Raw genomic sequence first — 16,654 nt, 5'->3', positions numbered from 1 at the left:
CGACACGCTGTTCGGATCCAATTATCAGATCGGTTGCTCGGGCCACAAGAGTTTATTACGAAACTGCTGTAAAGCAAGCGAATAATGAATCGACGCAGATTTCTCACCGGGGTCGGTGGGAGCGCCGCTTTTTTCGGACTTGCTGGCTGTTCCGGTATACTACCCTCGTCAGAGGACTCCGAAGAGCCGGGACCGGACATATTCCCGCCTGCAGGATTAGACACAGACGACGAACTGCTCACCGGAGTTGCTGACCCGTCGTTTCAGATCCCTCCAGCGTTTTTCAGCGGCTATCAGTACCGTCTCGCAGAGATTCGGGAGAGGCTAGATCCAGTCGAGACAGTACCATTGTTGGGTGGGCAATTCCTCAGCGCCACCGAGGAGAACATTGAGATCCCGATAGCAGAGTTTAACCGCGTTACCGGGAGCAACTACGCCGCACTATCGAGTGGCGGAGCACTCGCCGAGCCAATTCCAAGCGGACAGACAATCCACGCCACAGGGGAGTTCGACGCCGAGCCATTTGTCGACTGGCTCGACTCGGTAGACGGGTACCAGTCTATCTCGTCCGACGATTCCTGGGAGCGGTATCTGGCAGAGACGAAAGAGGGCAGAGGATTCGAGACGTGGGCACTTCGGGACGGACGAGTGATAATCGTCAGTCGATCAGAGGTAACAGGACGGACGGACAGATACGACACGAACGAGGAAGCAGCCAGAGAAGCACTTGCGCTCGAATTAGATCAACTCGAACGTACCGACGCACCAATTGCCAACACTGCACCGGCCTTTGCCGATACCGTCCAGCAACTCGACGATGGACCGATCCGGGCGGGCACGGGATACGCGTTGATCCCACAGGGGGCCGATACCGGAACGGCAGCATTCGACGACGTAATCGATGGCGTGGTCGGCGGCGGACTCAGTGCGACCATAGAATCGAATCCGGCACTACAGCGGGCGATCACGTATCTGGAATCGGGGCTGATATCGCAGAATCGACTCGAAGCGGCCTTCGAGGCTTCAGAGACAGACACAGTTCCGACGGACCGCTGGGAACTTTCGACCAGCGAGGCGACACTCAGTGCCCGCGCAACGCTGGATGAACTTCCCGATCAGGCCATGCTCAACACAGCGCTGCCGGTGCCGGGATATCAGAACCTCTTCAACCGGATTCCTCCGGGAGAACTGGGCAGGACGCCGACCCCGCGGGCCGTATTCGGGACGGACGAGTCTGCGGACCAGGTGCAGATCACCCACGATGGCGGCGATGCCGTTGAGGATCTTGGCGTACGGTACGTTCACGATGGGAGCGTTCAGCGCGAATCGTGGGAGGGGCCGGTCGAAGCAGGCGACGAATTCACGAGTGAGGAGACCGTCGATCCCGAGACACAGATCTGGCTCGTCTGGCGAGCGGAGACGACCGACGCCGCCGTCCTCCTCAGATACTGGCCGTCCTGAACGGCGGCCCATTTTATTGGCCCTTCCCCCGAAGAGTCGGTATGGGGATCAGTTACGAAGACTTCCTCGACAGGGAGTACGAACCGCACGAGTCGGACCTCTGTTGTCGGTTTTCGATCGAACCGGCCGCAGATATGAGCTGGGCGGATGCCGCGGGTCGGGTGGCCAGCGAGAGCTCGAACGGCACGTGGGCCGAACTCACTGTCGACGGCTCGATTACGGATCTCTCCGCGGTCGCGTATCACATCGACGAAGACCGTGGAGAAATCGAGGTCGCCTATCCAGAGGCACTGTTCGAGCCGGGAAGCATGCCACAGATTCTCTCCTGTATCGCCGGGAATATCATGGGGATGAAGGCTGTCGACCGGATTCGACTGCTGGACTGTGAGTGGCCCGCTCCCATCGTCGAGGAGTTTCCCGGCCCGCAGTACGGGAGCGCGGTTAGATCGGAACTTCTCGACGCCGGTGATCGCCCGGCGCTCGCGACGGTCCCGAAGCCGAAGGTCGGGCTATCGACCGATCAGCACGCCGAGGTGGGCTACGAGGCGTGGGTCGGCGGCGTCGACCTGTTGAAAGACGACGAAAACCTCACCGATCAGTCGTTCAACCCCTTCGAGGACCGCTTGATCGAGAGTCTCGCGCGCCGCGACGACGCTGAAAGCGAGACCGGCGAATCGAAGAGTTACTTGCTGAACGTCACCGCGCCCGGCGCAGAGATGCTCGAGCGGGTCGATATGGCCGCCGAACACGGCTGTGAGTTCGTCATGGTCGATGTCGTGACGACCGGCTGGGCGGCGGTCCAGCAAGTACGCCAGCGGTGTGAACACCACGACCTCGCGATCCACGCCCACCGGGCGATGCACGCCGCCTTCGACCGCGTGCCCTCCCACGGCGTCTCGATGCGTGTCATCGCACAGATCGCCCGCCTCTGTGGGGTCGATCACATCCATACGGGAACGGCAGATCTCGGGAAACTCGAAAACGAGGACACCGTCGGAATCAACGAGTGGCTGCGGGGCGATTGCCACGGCCTTCGGGATGTGCTCCCGGTCGCATCGGGAGGGTTGCATCCGGGGCTGGTGCCCGAACTACTCGACCGGCTCGGAACCGAGATCATGGTACAGGCCGGCGGCGGGATTCACGGCCACCCCGACGGGACTCGTGCCGGTGCGCGCGCGCTCCGAGCGGCCGTCGAAGCCGGAGTCGAAGGACGCAGTCTCGAAGCCGCCGGTGCCGACTGCCCGGAACTGGCGACGGCAGTCGACAAATGGGGGACTGGGACGCCGCGGTAGTCGTATCGAGGGAGAGTTGCGAACCACGAGGGCAGACAGATAGGTTTTTTGTCGGGTACACCGAACCGGGTGCTGTGTCGAGTCCCGAGCGTGATATTGAAGCAGTCCTCGACGAATCCGGCCCAGATTACGATTCGTTCTCCTTCGAGCGGCCGACCGCCGGTCATCAAGGGGAAGTGTTCATGGTCACGCTGACCGTCGGCGGCGAGAACTACGAAGTCGTCATCAAGTTTCAGGCTGGAGATCCCGATTTCGCGCTCGAACCGTACCTCCACGAGTACGTCGCCGACCGGACCGACGTGCCCGTCCCGCGGATTCTCGTCTTCGAGCAGAACCCCGACCTCGATATCGATCCGTACTTCGTCACCGAACGGATCCGCGGGGACAACCTCGCGGAGTCCATGGGGGAACTCGACCGACAAACGCGCCAGCGAGTGATCGAACACGCGGGACGAACGCTGGGAGACATGCACGCCAACGTCGGATTCGAGGGCTTCGGTCGCCTCGCGCTGAACGACGACGACGAACGGCTGATCGTCGACGAATTTTCCTGGGACTGGCAGGCATTTTTCACCGACCTGGTCGAATCGTACATCGATCGGTTGGCAGACACCCCCTTCACCGATTTACAGGAGGACGCGCGGGCGTATCTGGACCAATCCGTCGACTGTATCGAGAGTACCGGCCCGCCACGACTCGTCCACGACGATTTCCGGCCGGCGAATATGCTGTTCGACGCCGACGACGCGGATCCGATTACGGCCGTCCTCGACTGGCAGTTCGCACTGGCGGCCGACGCCGAGTATCACATCGCCCGAACAGAGTTTCTATTCATCGATCCCGCCTTTCAGAACGCCGAGACACGAGATCTGCTGCGTGAACAGTTGTACGATGGGTACCGCGAGTATCTGGATTTCGACCCGCCGGAGGGCTTCGACGACCGACGAGCTGTCTACTACTTCGCGACACTTCTGTGGCGGATGCTCGGATTCGAGGCCGCCTTCGCAGAGGCAGGCGAACTGGCACAGGGTCGTGCCGAGGTCCGGTTTCGCCAGCAGTTCGACCAACTCGCCACACGACTCCCAGAGTTCTGATCAGTGGGTCTGGCAGTAGCGTTCGACCGCCGCCCAGGAGAGGTCGACGCGCGCACCGCTTGACTGAACTGCGAGCGCACCGCAACTGTTTGCGGTCGCGAGCGCCTCCCGAACTGAGCGGCCGCGAAGCCTCGCTGCGAGAAAGCCCGCCGCGAACGCATCGCCAGCACCGGCCGTGTCCCGCGCGGTCACGTCGAATCCCTCGTGGCTGATTGTCCGGGATTCATCTCGAAAGACTGCACCACCATCCCCGCGTTTGATTACGGTCGGTGACTGTCGACCCTCGAGCAGATCCACCACCTCGTCGGCCTCGCGTTCGTTGAGAAAGAGCAGGTCGACATCCTGAATGAGGTCTCCAAACGCGCGCGAACCGAGTCTACGGCCCGGATCGAAGCTCACGGGAATCGACCGCCGTTTGGCACGCTGCTGGAGATCCATCGCTGTCGCGGGATCCTGACTCGTGAGATGGAGTCGGTCAGCCTCGGCGAGCGTCTCGGTCGGGAGATCGTCGGCCTCGTAGGCCTCGTTGACGCCCTCGTTTGCGAGCACGAACACCTCCCCGTCGTCGTCCACGACGATGTACTTGACCGTGGTCTCGCCGCTGACGGAGACGAGTGGATCGCAGTCGACGCCAACGGTCTGGAGTTCTTCGGTGACCAGCGTGCCGTAGCGGTCGGAACCGATGCTGCCGAGCAGCGGAACCTCGACGCCGAGTCCCGCCAGCGCACACGCTGTGTTCGAGGCACTGCCGCCGCCGGCCTGTGACTGGTGAGTGATCGCCGCCTCGCCGTCGGGATCCGGGAGCGCGTCGACGTGCAGCGTCACATCCCAGTTGACGTGGCCGGCGCAGACGACCCGGTTCATTGCTCCGTCCACGGCGTCTCGTGGCCCTCGCCGAACAGTTCGCGCATGAGCGTGACGATACTCTCGGGCGGGAACTGACCGCGCTCGGTCACGATAGCGTCGACGTACCGTGGCGGCGTTACATCGAAAGCCGGATTCGCCACGTCGATATCGCCCATTTCTTCGCGTTCCTCGTCGCCGATCACTTCTGATTCGTCGCGGCGCTCGATTTCGACAGTGTGGCCGGATAGCGTCGCCGGATCGAGTTTCAGCGTCTGTGAGGCGACGACGATTGCCGTGTCGCGTTCGCGCGCGTTAACGGCGAGCGAGCGAGTCCCAATCTTGTTGACGACAGAGCCGTCGGCGGTAATCGAGTCCGCCCCGACGAGGACGTGATCGGCGTCGTCGAGATATCTTCCCGCAGCCCCGTCGACGATCAGCGTCACCGGCACGTCGAGTTCCCGGAGGCGTTTGGCCGTAATGTGGCCCTGCTTGCGTGGGCGAGTCTCCTTGACGATGGCCGAGAGCGATTTCCCCTGTTCGCGGGCCGCCTCGACACAGGCCAGCGCGTCCGTCGAATGGCAGTGTGTGAGGATAGTATCGCCGTCTCGGAGTCGGTTCGCACCGATTGCGCCGAGGTCGTCCTGTGCGGTTTCCAGTTGTGTCTGAAATGCCTCTGCGCCGGCCACCGTACTCCGGCGGAGTTCTGTGACAGTATCGCCCTCGATACGCTCGAAGATGTAGCGGACTGCGTTGGGGAGGCTGACTGCGGTCGGACGGGTATCGACGAGTCGTCGGGCCGCGGTGCGCAGTTCGCGACGGAACGCGTCGGGCGTCTCGGCCTCGCTATCTGCCGCCTGACTGGCCAGCGCCTCCGCGGCCGCTCCGGCGATGGCCGCTGCCCCCCGCGTCTCCATCGAGGCGATCCGTTCGGCGGTCACCTCGACATCCGGGTGAATTCGACTGCTCATAGCGGAAATATTCGGCGCGGCGACAAAAGCGACCGGGCCAGAGACGCGACTGAAACCCCAAAGAGTTACATTCGCAATTTCCATAGAGAGGGTAACAGGTCATGGCGAGCGAAACATACGAGATAATCGTCGTTGGTGGTGGCGTCGCGGGCTCGTTCGCAGCGGCAACCGCGGCGGCCGATGGTGCAGATGTCGTCCAGCTCGAACGGAAGCCACGCGAGCAGGGCGGGTATATCGCCTGCGGGGACGCGATGAAAGCGCCCCGAAATTCGAAAAAGTACCCCGGTCCGATCGATATGGACGCGATTGCGGACGACGAGGACGTGCTGATCAACGGCAATATCGATCAGATCGAGTGGCGTGACGAGGAACTCGGCGTGCGGAAGGTGCTCCCCTACGAGGACAACAGCAACGTCATCGACCGCTACGAGTTCGGCCAGCGTCTGCTGGAGCAGACCGCCGACTTCGGTGTCGACCAGCACTACGATACGGTCGTCAACGACGTGACCCAGAACGGTCGTGTCACCGGCGTCGAAGCGATTCGAGAGGGCGAACCAGTCACCTACGAAGCCGATGTCCTGATCGACACCGCCGGCGCACAGTCGATCATTCAGGAGATGATCGACTTCGAGGCACTCGATACGCCCGGGACGCCAACCTTCGAGCAACCCCACTACACCCACTTCGGGTCGGCCTACCGGGAGATCATCGAGACGCCAGAACCCGTCGAGTACGAGAACGCCATCGTCGGCAAACCACTCGAAGAGATGGGCTACATCTGGTATTTCCCCCGGTCGCCGACTGAGATCAACGTCGGCCTCGGTTTCCAGATGAACAAAGAGCCGATTCCGCTGGTTGATCGACTGAAAAAAGATATTCAGAACCGCCCCGAGTATCAGGGCGCAAACGTCGCCGAGATGTTCGACAAGGAGGACAAACTCGGGGCCGCGATCGCTCTGCGCCGACCGCTGGACTCGATGGTCGCGCCCGGTTATCTCGCCGCCGGCGGCGCTGCCGGAACGACCCATCCGATTACGGGCAAGGGAATCCGCGGCGCGGCCTTCTCGGGGTACTCGGCTGGCCGCGCGGCCGCCCAAGCAGTCGAGGATAGTGATCTCACGGAGTACGGCCTCTGGGAGCACAACCGCTGGCTCTACCGGGAACACGGCGAAGCGGCGATGCTCGCCTCCCGGGACGCCTACAATGTCGCGGGCAGCACCATCGACGTGAACATTCTCCGAGCCGTCGCGGCGCTGCTTCCCGAAGACGAGATCCGGGATATCGTCGGCACAGAGACGAACGTCGCCGACCTCACGTCCAAGGCGCTAGTCGGCGCCGGCATCCTGAAAAACCTTATCTCGGAGTATCGCTCCGGAACTTTCGAGCAACTCGGCGTGACCAAAGAGGAACTGTACGAGTCTGTCACGGGCGTTATCGAGACGCGTGAGTACGTCCGCTCGTACGAAGAGGTGTATGCGAGTTATCCCGAGGACCGAGGGACCTACGAAAACTGGCTCTCGCGGCGCAATCGTGTCGATAGCTCCTTCTACGACGCGCTGGATATTCCGTCGAGCGAGCAGAAGTACTGAGAGCGGTCTGGAGCCGACTTAGGCGTCTAACTCGGTCAACGAGCGAATTCGCTGGTCGCCGCGAACACACTGTCCGACGCGGTCGGGATCCCGGCGCTCGATGTGGATCCCGGTGAGGCCGGCGTTCCACGCGGCACCGACATCGCTGGGATCGTCACCGACGAGTGCGCCGCGGCCGCCGTCGACGCCGAGGTCGTCCATCGCGAGTTCGACCGGCGTCGGATCGGGTTTCCAGCCGGTTTCGTCCGAACAGCAGACGACCGTGTCGAACCAGTCGCGGATGTCGAGTTGGTCGAGCACCGGCCCGGTAAGGTACTCCTGACAGTGGGTAACGACCCCGAGCGGCCGATCGATCGATTGGACGAACTGCTCCGTGTCGGGATAGAGATGTGACGCAGACGCGCGAACCTGGGGCTGTTCGACCTCGTGGAAGGTATCCCAGAACGGCTGGGGATCGATGTCGTGGCGGTCCATGATCGTCGCTCGGGACTGGCTGGGGCCGTACCACAGCATCTCCGCCTCCCACTCGCTGAAACTGACACCGAACCGCTGTCCGACGGTGTTCATCACGTCGTAAATATACTGCTGCTCGACATCGATCAGCGTCCCGTCGAGATCGAGCAGCCAGAAATCGTACGAACCTCTGCTCATCTGGGAATAACACGTAGGCATCGTAATTATAAGAGCGTTCTGGGCGATTGTCGACAGAGAAAACGGGGGACTCAGACGCCATCGGTCCGCTGGAGGAGTGTCGGTCAGAACGGTTCGGGGGATTCAAGAGGGTCCGGGTCCCCAATCCGACCGATGCGTCACGACCACATTACGAGTGCCAAACAGCTCTCACGGGGCGATATCGAAGCGGTACTGGACCGCGCGAGCGAGATCGCGGCCGACCCCGCGGCCGTCGCCGACCGCCACGACGGAGCGCTGCTCGGCCTGATGTTCTTCGAGCCGAGCACCCGGACGAAAATGAGTTTCTCCGCGGCGATCAAACGCCTCGGGGGCGACATCGTCGACATGGGGCCGGTCGATTCCTCCAGCGTCCAGAAAGGCGAGAGCCTGGCCGACACGGTCCGAGTCGTCGAAGGGTACGCCGATGCGATCGTGCTTCGTCATCCGAGCGAGGGATCGGCACAGATGGCCAGCGAGTTCGTCGATGTACCGCTGATCAACGGCGGCGACGGGGCCGGCCAGCACCCGACACAGACACTGCTCGATCTCTATACGATCCAGGAAAACGCCGGTCTCGACGACCTCACGATCGGTATCATGGGCGATCTGAAATACGGCCGGACGGTCCACTCGCTGGCCTACGCGCTGACGAACTTCGAGACTCGTCAGCATTTCATCAGCCCGGAGAGCCTGAAACTGCCCCGCAACGTCCGCTACGACCTCCACGAACAGGGTTCGTCGATCAAAGAGCACACCGAACTGGAAGAGATTCTCCCGTCGCTCGACGTGCTGTACGTGACGCGTATTCAGAAGGAGCGATTCCCCGACGAAAGCGAGTACCGCGAGGTGGCCGGCGAGTACCAGATTGATTCGGAGACGCTGGAAGCCGCGCAGGACTCGCTGACGGTGATGCATCCGTTGCCCCGCGTCGACGAAATCGCCCACGACATCGACGACACCGAGTACGCGACGTACTTCGAGCAGGCCCACAACGGCGTCCCGGTGCGGATGGCACTGCTCGATCTTCTGCTCGGAGGTGAACAATGACCGAACAGGAACTCCGCGTCAGCAAAATCGAAAACGGCACTGTGATCGATCACATCACCGGCGGACAGGCACTGAACGTCCTCGCGATTCTCGGCATCGACGGCACCCGCGGCGAGGCCGTCTCCATCGGAATGAACGTCCCGTCGGACCGACTCGGCCAAAAGGACGTGGTCAAAGTCGAGGATCGAGAGTTGAGCCAGTCGGAACTGGACGTGCTCTCGCTGATCGCTCCCGCCGCGACGATCAACATCATCCGCGGCTACGATGTCGTCGAGAAACACCGCGTCGAGCGCCCCGACGAAGTCACCGGTGTCCTCGAATGCCCGAACACCCACTGCATCACGAACGAAAACGAACCCATCGGCACACAGTTCGAGGTGCTCGACGACGGCGTCCGCTGTGTCTACTGTGATTCGATCATCCGCGAGGATATCGCCGATCACATCAAGGTCTGAGTCGTTTCTGTCTCTCCGGTTACCGGAGATTTATAAACGAACGGGAGCCACACCAGGCCGTGCCTTTCATCATCGGACGCGGCCGTGAGGAACTCGGCCCGAAACCGGTCGGAGAACTCGGCACCTACCGTGCCCTCGACGGCAGTCGGGGCGCATCGCTGTATCTCGATCTGAACAGCCCACACGCGATGCTGATCGTGGGCAAACGCGGCTACGGCAAGTCCTACACGCTCGGTGTCGTCGCCGAAGAACTCGCCAGAACCGACGCCATCGCCCCCGTTGTCCTCGATCCGATGGGCGCATTCGAGGGATTCGGGCAGGAGACCGCTACCGACATACCCGCGGATTTCTGGACTCGACCGACAGTCACACCGGATTCGCTGGACCCGCGGTCGTGGTGTGCACTGATCGGTTTCTCCCCGACTGATGCTGCCGGCGCGCTGATCTGGCAGGCCGCACAACGAGCGTCCACGCTCGATGGAATGCGCGAGCAGATCCGAGAGACAGACGCCGACAGAGCGGACAGGCGCGCGGCGATCAACCACCTCGGGATGGCCGAGCGCTGGGGCATCTTCGACGCAGCGCAGGGGCTGGATGCCCAGCGGTTGGCAGGCCCGGAGGTATCCGTTCTCGACCTGTCGGGGCTGGCAGACGAGCCGATGAATGCCGTGGCTCGCGCTGTCGCCGAGTCGCTGTATCAGGCCCGAGTCAACGAGGCAATCAAACGTGTGCCATGGCTGTTGGTCGACGAAGCGCACACCTTTTTTCAGGGGGTGGCACAGTCCGCACTGGAGACGATTCTCACCCGCGGACGCGCGCCCGGTGTGAGCACTGTGCTGGCAACACAGCGGCCGGGTGCAGTCTCCGATGTCGGGGTGTCACAGTCGGATATTCTCCTCGCCCATCGACTGACTGCACAGTCCGATGTCGATGCGCTGAAACTCGCTCAGCCGACGTACATGAACGAATCCATCGAGGAGCAGATGCCGACTCAAACCGGCGAAGCTATCATCATCGACGACGCCACCGAGACCGTTCACGCGGCGCAAATTCGCGAGCGCAAGACCACCCACGACGGAGAGAGCGCGACGGCCGAAGAAGTGACACCTGGCGAAGAGGGCTGCCTGACTCCCCGGGGAAGATGTCCGGGGGAAGACTGAACAGGTCGGCAGTCGTCGGATTCGGCCGTGACTACTGCAGAGCGGATCTCCCGCTGGGCGCGACGGTTCGTCCTCGCCGGAGCCGGCTGGTTCGCCGTCTGGCAAATCGCCGTCCTCGCCGGTGTCAGCCACCGGACAGAGGTGGTGATCGGCTTACTTGGCTTCGTCTTCGGGACCGTCTTCGGGAAGGGGTACTCGCTGGTGCCGAGTTACTTCGACCGTTCGCTCGCGACGACCCGACTGATGCCGGTCCATCTCCTCACCGCGGGCCTCGGACCAGCGTTGCTCGCCGTCGGTATCGAAACCGCGACGCCGACGCTCCGGATTGCAGGCGCAGCGACGTGGCTACTCGCTGTTTTGCTTTTCGTCGGAACCATCGGCGCGACGATCCGTGACAACCCCTTGGGCTCCGAGACGGGAACCGGCGACGCCTCCGGACACCGGGAGGCGCTCGACCGGACTGCGAACCGGTTTCTTCCCGTCGTGCTGGGGTATCTGCTGGTCGGCTCCTACGGATTGCTCGCCGCCGAGACGGGCCTCCCGACGGTGTTCGACGGCTATCCGCCGCGAACCGCCCACCTACTCGCCGCGGGCGGTGGGCTGTTGTTGATCTTTACAATCGGCTTCCGATTGCTTCCGCGGTTTTTCGTCACAAGCGTCGAGCGCCCGCTCGCGCTTGTCGTACTCACAGCCGGCGCGGTCGGCCCGGCGGTGATCGCGTTCTCACTCCCGGCCGGCGGACTGTTCGTCGTCGGAGCGGTATTACAAGCGACGGCGGTGACCGGCTACGCTGTGGCAATCGGACTGCTGTTCACGCGTTCAGGTCGGCGACGAGTCGGTCTGTACGGCGTCGTCGCCGCTGCCGGCGCAGGCCTGTTGGCTGTGGTGATCGGTCTGCTATTCGCGTTTGACGGCGTCACGGCCGCGAGAGTCGCCGCGCACGCACGCCTCAACCTCCTCGGACTGCTCGGACTCACGATCGTCGGCGTCAGCTACCAGTTCTACCCGCCCGGCGTGAGTTCCCAGCCACTGGTCGACGACCCGACGGCCTATCTCGCGCTCGGACTTCTCGGTGGCGGGTTGCTCGTCGAGGTCGGTGGGACTCTCGGCGGCCTCCCAGTGGTCACGACGCTCGGGCAGGTCCTTGCGGCCGGCGGCGGTGTCATTCACTTGGTCGTCGTTGCAACAGTCATTGCAGAGCGGTAGCAAGATGGCTGCTGGAAACGTGCGATTGTGACACAACATCTATATACTTCAGAACGAATGGGGGGGTATGGAGTTTGGACTTACCGAAGAGCAAAAACAGATCCGGGAAGAGGTGCGGAAGTTCGCTGAGAACGAGATCAAGCCGAACGCTTCGGAGTACGACCGCGAGGAGAAGTATCCTCACGATGTTGTCGACGAGGCGGTCAAGATGGGCCTGACCGGCTCTCAGATCCCCGTGGAATACGGTGGTGCGGGCTACTCGACGACAGAGAACATGATGATCGCCGAGGAGCTATTTGCTGCCGACCCCGGTATCGCACTCTGCGTGATGTCGACATCCTTCGGAACGGAGAACATCATGGAGTTCGGGACCGAGGAACAGAAAGAAGAGTACCTCGAACCCGTCGCTCGCGGTGAGAAGATTTCTGGCGCGGCAATCAGCGAACCCCACGCTGGCTCTGACGTTTCTTCGATCTCGACGACTGCCGAGAAAGACGGCGACGAGTTCGTCATCAACGGCAACAAGATGTGGATCACCAACGGAACTGTCGCCGACTTCGTCGTTGCGCTCTGTGAGACCGACCCCGACGCCGCCGGCCGATACAACGGCTTCTCCCAGATAATCATCGAGACCGACCGCGACGGCTTCGATGCCGACAAAATCACCGGCAAGATGGGGATTCGTGCCTCCGACACGGCCGAACTCATCTTCGACGACGTGCGCGTGCCCGAAGAGAATCTCGTCGGCACCCGCGGCGCTGGCTTCCTCCAGCAGATGCAGTTCTTCGACGAGACGCGGACCGGTGTCGCCGCACAGGGTGTCGGTATCGCCCGCGGTGCCGCAGAGCGCGCACTGGAGTACGCCGACGAGCGCGAGCAGTTCGGTCAGCCGATCGGCGAGTTCCAGGCTATCCAGCACAAGCTCTCGGATATGTTCACCAAAATCGAGGCCGCACGCCTGCTGACGCACAAGTCCGCGTGGGCTGTCGAGAACGACGCCGACACGAACCTCACTCAGCTGGCGTCGATGGCCAAAGAGTACGGCTCCCGCGTGGCCGTCGATGTGGCCAACGAGGCGCTGCAGATCCACGGCGGTGCCGGCTACGTCGACGACTTCGACGTCGAGCGGTTCTACCGCGACGCGAAGATCACCCAGATCTACGAGGGCACCACCGAGATCCAGAAGAACATCATCGCCCGCGAGCTGCAGGACAAGGGCATGACCTAACCGCAGGAGCGCCACCATCCGACGCGATTTTTTCGACGGCAGGACAGCGAGTCAGCAACGCAGATCTTTTTATTGCGTGGTGAGAAGAGGGAGGTATGTTTGGAGGAGGCGGCGGCGGACTCGACTCACGCAAGATGCAGCAGATGATGAAACAGATGGGCATCGACATCGACGAACTCGATGCCGAAGAAGTGATCATCAAAACAGCCGACGAGACACTCGTCTTCGACAGTCCCGATGTCCAGAAGATGGACGCACAGGGCCAGGAGACGTACAACATCGTCGGCAGTCCCCGGACGGAGGAGGCCAGCGAACTCTCCTCGGGAGATGCCGACGCAGGATCTGACGACGACGAGATCCCACAGGAAGACATCGAGACGGTCGCAGACCGTGCCGGTGTGAGCGAAGACGAGGCCCGAGAAGCGCTCGAAGCGACCGACGGAATGCCGCTTGACGCAATCGAGCACCTCTCGGAGTAAGAGTGGCGTATCTCTTCGTCGGCGAGGGCCGAGAGTACCTGCTCGAACCGGGCGAGACACTCGAATCCGATCTCGGGATTCTCGAAGTTCCCGAGGGCGTTGCGGCCGGTGAGACCGTCGAGACACATCTCGGGACAGAGTTCGTCGCCCGGGAACTCCGCGGTCCTGATCTCTTTCATCACTTCGAGCGGACCGGCGCACCGATGATGCCCCGAGATATCGGTCTCGTCATGGGCCACACGGGGGTCAAACAGGGCGACCACGTCCTCGACGCCGGGACGGGAACGGGCGTGCTGGCCGCATCACTCGGACGGGCCGGCGCTGAGGTCCTCAGCTACGAACAGGACCCGGAGTTTGCCGAGGTTGCCCGCGAGAACATGGAACTCGGCTCCGTCGCCGACGCGGTCGAAGTTCGGGCCGGCGACGTGACCGAAGAAATCGACGAGTTGACCGGATCAGCGTTCGACTTAGTGACGCTCGATACGGCGGACGCGCCGACAGTTGTCGCGCGCGCGCCCGAACTGCTCGCGCCCGGCGGATTTCTCGCGGTGTACTCGCCGTTCGTCGAGGCGACCAGCGAGGTTGTCGAGACTGCCCGGGAGGCGGGACTCGAAGAAGTCGAGAGTTTAGAGACGATCCAGCGAGAGATGGATGTCGGCGACCGCGGTACGCGACCGTCGACGGCCGGCGTCGGCCACACCGGCTATCTGACCTTCGCGCGGAATCCGGTCTAATCGGTCAGTTCTGCATAGATCCCGTCGAGAAGGTCGGTGAACGCCGAGTCGTATTCTTCGGCCGTTCTGGTGAGCGGAGCAGGCGGGTTCGGCAGATCGAACTGGTCGGCGAGCGCAGCGACCGGGAACCCGGCCGTGACGACTAGCGCCGTTCCGCGGTGAGTGAGTACAGCCAGCCGGAATTCGAGTTCGAGCGAGTGTCCGTCCGCGTCCGGCAGTGGATCCTCCGCGGTGAACTCTCGGACCCGAACACGGCTGCCGCCGTCGAGTCGAAGCCGGTTCGACGACCCGCGTTCGACGTTCGTCAGGCCCCGGTCTTCGAGTTGTGACTCGAACGACGAGCGGGCCTCAGAGCGAATGGTCGAGGCGAACATCGACAGCGAGACGCCGGGCGGCAAGGCGGGTTTGAACTGCAGTTGTGTGACCGCCAAAAATCGAACTGGATGATCGATTGCTCCGCCGGTGGCGTCCCGCAGCGCCTCACGTGAGTGGTCGTCTTCGTGCCGTCGTGTGATTCCCTCGATGCGGACCGCAGCCAACTCGAACAGCGTCTCCGTGCGACGCTCGGCGAGGGCAAAGCCTTTCTCGTCGAGCATCGTTTCGGGAACTGGTAGCTCCGGCCCGTCTGTCGTCATTCAACAGTCAGTGGTCGTCTTCCCGCCACTTGTGTTCACACTCGGTACAGACGAAAAACCGCGTCTCGCTCTCGTCGGCCGCACGGATCTGCTGCATGTACCAGTAGGCCTGGTCGTTGTCACACTCGGGACACTGCGCGGTCGTCGTCGGCCGGCCCTGGTCCTCGACATCGCTCACGTCGACGACTTCGGTCTCTTCTTGACCCGACGTGGTGACCATTCCTTCTTCTTTGTTCTCGTCGCGGACCTTCTCGTAGCCACAGCTACCGCAGACCCACGAGCCGTTCTCGGTTTTCATCATAGAGCCGCATTCGTCACAGAATTCCATGTCACCGGATATGCCACGGAGATCATATAAAAGACTGGTTTTTTGCGATCCGGGTCACGCATTCTCTTCCCACTGCTCGCAAGCGTCCATGTCGTCCATCAGATCCTCGTGGAGCCCGCAGTATGGAACGAGTTCGCCGTCCAGCCGGACGTATTTGAAGTGCTTGCAGTTGCCACAGTACTCGTCGGGCATCCCACGCTGTTGAGTCGCCTCGAAAATCTCGTCGTCAACGAGCGCGTCGTCAGTGACGGCACCACTCCCGTCGCTGGCCGGTTCGGGGGTCGTCCCGCCATCGGTTGCGTTGGTCTGTGTCGGCACGGAGCCGTCTGGCTCGCGGCCGAACAGACCGACGCTGCCAGCGCCGCCCTCTGAACCGCCAGAGGAGATGACGCGGACGTTTCCTTCCTCGGTGATTGCGATTCGGGCGGTTCCGCCGGGGTCGATGCGGCGGTTGAACGTCGCGACGCTGATGAACAGCGCCCACAGCGTCAGCAGCGTCCCGAAGGCGTAGATGGCCGTCGTCGCCAGCGCAACCTGCGGGTCGTTGGCCAACCAGCGGTAGGGGTAGGCCTGCTGGAAGAGCAACACGCCGAGGATAGCCAGACTCGCGCCCACTGCCGCGGCGGCGCGGGCACGATCACTGGCTGGGAGGACGACGAACAGGCCGACGAAGACAGCGGGGATACCGAGGCCGGCGAGGACGCCAGCGACCTCCCGGGCGGCGTACACATCGAGTCCGAACACTGTCGACAGGTCGGTCGTCGCAATCGGAATCGACCCGACGACCATCGCCGCGCCCACAGCGAACAGCGCCATCCCGAGGCGGCGCTGGCGGGGGTCGGCGACGGTGTTGATGCCGCCCTCGTAAACGTCCGAGAGGCTGGTCATATCCTCGTGTTGTTTGAGCACCTACAAAACTACCCGTCAGACGGCCGTCAGACGAACACGAGCCGAAAGTCATAATCGCTGTGCACCTGAACTGTCGGATATGACAGACGACGAGGACAGCGAAGAGCCAGCGGTGACGCTCGGGACCGAGCGGGCCGTCGAGGGAGCACCGCTCGCCCGCGTCACGGCACGCCTCATGTGGGGGATCGAACAGAGCGTGGTCCGCGAACGCGAGGGGGACACCGTGATCCGGACCCCCGAAGGCCCACGGGAACTCGGCGATTTGCTCGACGACGTCGACAAGCAGTATTTTGCCACCCGCCAGGAGTTCGAGGCCGCACTCGGTGCGGTGATCGGAGACGGGCCAGTCTCCACCGAATCGGACGAACAAGCAGTCGAATCGGCCGAAGACGAGGATACCGAACCGGCTGAAGATGCTGGCGAGGACGCAGCCGAACAGACCGACGGGGAGACCGATGCCGAGGACGCAACCACGGCAGAAGAGACACCAGAGTCAACGACGGACGAAGATGCACCAGCGGACGAAGAGAACGAGTAGACGCTGATCGAGG

The 16,654-nt window shown here is 62.6% G+C and carries 17 protein-coding genes and 1 pseudogene; 12 read left to right on the top strand and 6 right to left on the bottom strand.

Annotation, left to right across the window (positions count from 1 at the left end; genetic code table 11):
* Nucleotides 1–84 precede the first annotated feature (84 nt).
* The 3 genes from V8P86_RS09705 (at nt 85) to V8P86_RS09695 (ending at nt 3,847) form a co-directional block, all read left to right on the top strand.
* Nucleotides 85–1,461, top strand: a complete 1,377-nt coding sequence (locus V8P86_RS09705) for a hypothetical protein (RefSeq protein WP_336327065.1) — start codon at nt 85–87, stop codon at nt 1,459–1,461.
* A 41-nt stretch (nt 1,462–1,502) separates the two neighbouring features.
* Nucleotides 1,503–2,753, top strand: a complete 1,251-nt coding sequence (gene rbcL, locus V8P86_RS09700; protein ID WP_336327064.1) for a type III ribulose-bisphosphate carboxylase — start codon at nt 1,503–1,505, stop codon at nt 2,751–2,753.
* Between the two features lie 74 nt (nt 2,754–2,827).
* Nucleotides 2,828–3,847, top strand: coding sequence for a phosphotransferase family protein (locus V8P86_RS09695; RefSeq protein ID WP_336327063.1), 1,020 nt, complete (start codon nt 2,828–2,830; stop codon nt 3,845–3,847).
* Here the strand turns inward: V8P86_RS09695 and V8P86_RS09690 are convergent, their stop codons facing one another.
* Complete coding sequence (locus V8P86_RS09690) at nt 3,848–4,711, bottom strand: ATP-dependent ribose-1-phosphate kinase (RefSeq protein ID WP_336327062.1); 864 nt, start codon at nt 4,709–4,711, stop codon at nt 3,848–3,850.
* Nucleotides 4,708–5,661 carry a ribose 1,5-bisphosphate isomerase gene (locus tag V8P86_RS09685; protein ID WP_336327061.1) on the bottom strand — a complete coding sequence of 318 codons (954 nt, stop codon included), beginning with the start codon at nt 5,659–5,661 and terminating at the stop codon, nt 4,708–4,710. Before V8P86_RS09685 ends, V8P86_RS09690 begins: the two co-directional genes overlap by 4 nt.
* Nucleotides 5,662–5,762: 101 nt before the next feature.
* Here V8P86_RS09685 and V8P86_RS09680 point away from each other — a divergent pair, with 101 nt between their 5' ends.
* Entirely contained in the window at nt 5,763–7,250 is a 1,488-nt protein-coding gene (locus V8P86_RS09680) for an FAD-binding protein (protein WP_336327060.1), read from the top strand.
* Nucleotides 7,251–7,268: 18 nt separating this feature from the next.
* Here the strand turns inward: V8P86_RS09680 and V8P86_RS09675 are convergent, their stop codons facing one another.
* Complete coding sequence (locus V8P86_RS09675; RefSeq protein WP_336327059.1) at nt 7,269–7,901, bottom strand: HAD family hydrolase; 633 nt, start codon at nt 7,899–7,901, stop codon at nt 7,269–7,271.
* Between the two features lie 153 nt (nt 7,902–8,054).
* Between V8P86_RS09675 and pyrB the strand changes: the two genes are divergently transcribed.
* From pyrB to V8P86_RS09640, 7 genes are all read left to right on the top strand, one after another.
* Entirely contained in the window at nt 8,055–8,969 is a 915-nt protein-coding gene (gene pyrB / locus V8P86_RS09670) for an aspartate carbamoyltransferase (protein WP_336327058.1), read from the top strand.
* Nucleotides 8,966–9,424, top strand: coding sequence for an aspartate carbamoyltransferase regulatory subunit (pyrI, locus tag V8P86_RS09665; protein ID WP_336327057.1), 459 nt, complete (start codon nt 8,966–8,968; stop codon nt 9,422–9,424). Before pyrB ends, pyrI begins: the two co-directional genes overlap by 4 nt.
* Nucleotides 9,425–9,483: 59 nt before the next feature.
* Nucleotides 9,484–10,584, top strand: a complete 1,101-nt coding sequence (locus tag V8P86_RS09660; RefSeq protein WP_336327056.1) for an ATP-binding protein — start codon at nt 9,484–9,486, stop codon at nt 10,582–10,584.
* A gap of 27 nt (nt 10,585–10,611) precedes the next feature.
* On the top strand, nt 10,612–11,790 hold the full coding sequence (locus V8P86_RS09655; protein ID WP_336327055.1) for a hypothetical protein: 1,179 nt from the start codon (nt 10,612–10,614) through the stop codon (nt 11,788–11,790).
* Between the two features lie 67 nt (nt 11,791–11,857).
* Complete coding sequence (locus V8P86_RS09650; protein ID WP_336327054.1) at nt 11,858–13,018, top strand: acyl-CoA dehydrogenase family protein; 1,161 nt, start codon at nt 11,858–11,860, stop codon at nt 13,016–13,018.
* 95 nt (nt 13,019–13,113) lie between these two features.
* Nucleotides 13,114–13,497 carry a nascent polypeptide-associated complex protein gene (locus V8P86_RS09645; RefSeq protein ID WP_336327053.1) on the top strand — a complete coding sequence of 128 codons (384 nt, stop codon included), beginning with the start codon at nt 13,114–13,116 and terminating at the stop codon, nt 13,495–13,497.
* Nucleotides 13,498–13,499: 2 nt separating this feature from the next.
* Nucleotides 13,500–14,231: a methyltransferase domain-containing protein gene (locus V8P86_RS09640; protein ID WP_336327052.1), complete on the top strand. Its 732-nt coding sequence runs from the start codon at nt 13,500–13,502 to the stop codon at nt 14,229–14,231.
* Here V8P86_RS09640 and V8P86_RS09635 read toward each other — a convergent pair.
* The 3 genes from V8P86_RS09635 to V8P86_RS09625 are packed head-to-tail and all read right to left on the bottom strand — an operon-like array spanning nt 14,228 to nt 16,082.
* Nucleotides 14,228–14,866, bottom strand: coding sequence for a DUF6517 family protein (locus tag V8P86_RS09635; protein ID WP_336327051.1), 639 nt, complete (start codon nt 14,864–14,866; stop codon nt 14,228–14,230). The two genes, V8P86_RS09640 and V8P86_RS09635, sit on opposite strands and share 4 nt — an antisense overlap.
* 7 nt (nt 14,867–14,873) lie before the next feature.
* Entirely contained in the window at nt 14,874–15,194 is a 321-nt protein-coding gene (locus V8P86_RS09630; protein ID WP_336327050.1) for a transcription factor S, read from the bottom strand.
* 54 nt (nt 15,195–15,248) lie between these two features.
* Nucleotides 15,249–16,082 carry a cell division protein CdpA domain-containing protein gene (locus tag V8P86_RS09625; protein ID WP_336327049.1) on the bottom strand — a complete coding sequence of 278 codons (834 nt, stop codon included), beginning with the start codon at nt 16,080–16,082 and terminating at the stop codon, nt 15,249–15,251.
* A 100-nt stretch (nt 16,083–16,182) separates the two neighbouring features.
* Here V8P86_RS09625 and V8P86_RS09620 point away from each other — a divergent pair.
* Nucleotides 16,183–16,467, top strand: a pseudogene (locus tag V8P86_RS09620) (DUF5789 family protein); the annotation flags it as partial.
* Nucleotides 16,468–16,654 lie beyond the last annotated feature (187 nt).

It is taken from the genome of Halovenus anhuiensis (genome assembly GCF_037080055.1).
Taxonomy (GTDB): Archaea; Halobacteriota; Halobacteria; order Halobacteriales; family Haloarculaceae; genus Halovenus.
This window is presented reverse-complemented; position numbering and strand designations above follow the sequence as displayed.

Coding starts and splice junctions, on each gene's coding strand:
- V8P86_RS09705 (WP_336327065.1), top strand. CDS start 85: ATGAATCGACGCAGATTTCTCACCGGGGTCGGTGGGAGCGCCGCTTTT.
- rbcL (WP_336327064.1), top strand. CDS start 1,503: ATGGGGATCAGTTACGAAGACTTCCTCGACAGGGAGTACGAACCGCAC.
- V8P86_RS09690 (WP_336327062.1), bottom strand. CDS start 4,711: ATGAACCGGGTCGTCTGCGCCGGCCACGTCAACTGGGATGTGACGCTG.
- V8P86_RS09685 (WP_336327061.1), bottom strand. CDS start 5,661: ATGAGCAGTCGAATTCACCCGGATGTCGAGGTGACCGCCGAACGGATC.
- V8P86_RS09680 (WP_336327060.1), top strand. CDS start 5,763: ATGGCGAGCGAAACATACGAGATAATCGTCGTTGGTGGTGGCGTCGCG.
- V8P86_RS09675 (WP_336327059.1), bottom strand. CDS start 7,901: ATGAGCAGAGGTTCGTACGATTTCTGGCTGCTCGATCTCGACGGGACG.
- pyrB (WP_336327058.1), top strand. CDS start 8,055: ATGCGTCACGACCACATTACGAGTGCCAAACAGCTCTCACGGGGCGAT.
- pyrI (WP_336327057.1), top strand. CDS start 8,966: ATGACCGAACAGGAACTCCGCGTCAGCAAAATCGAAAACGGCACTGTG.
- V8P86_RS09650 (WP_336327054.1), top strand. CDS start 11,858: ATGGAGTTTGGACTTACCGAAGAGCAAAAACAGATCCGGGAAGAGGTG.
- V8P86_RS09645 (WP_336327053.1), top strand. CDS start 13,114: ATGTTTGGAGGAGGCGGCGGCGGACTCGACTCACGCAAGATGCAGCAG.
- V8P86_RS09635 (WP_336327051.1), bottom strand. CDS start 14,866: ATGACGACAGACGGGCCGGAGCTACCAGTTCCCGAAACGATGCTCGAC.
- V8P86_RS09630 (WP_336327050.1), bottom strand. CDS start 15,194: ATGGAATTCTGTGACGAATGCGGCTCTATGATGAAAACCGAGAACGGC.
- V8P86_RS09625 (WP_336327049.1), bottom strand. CDS start 16,082: ATGACCAGCCTCTCGGACGTTTACGAGGGCGGCATCAACACCGTCGCC.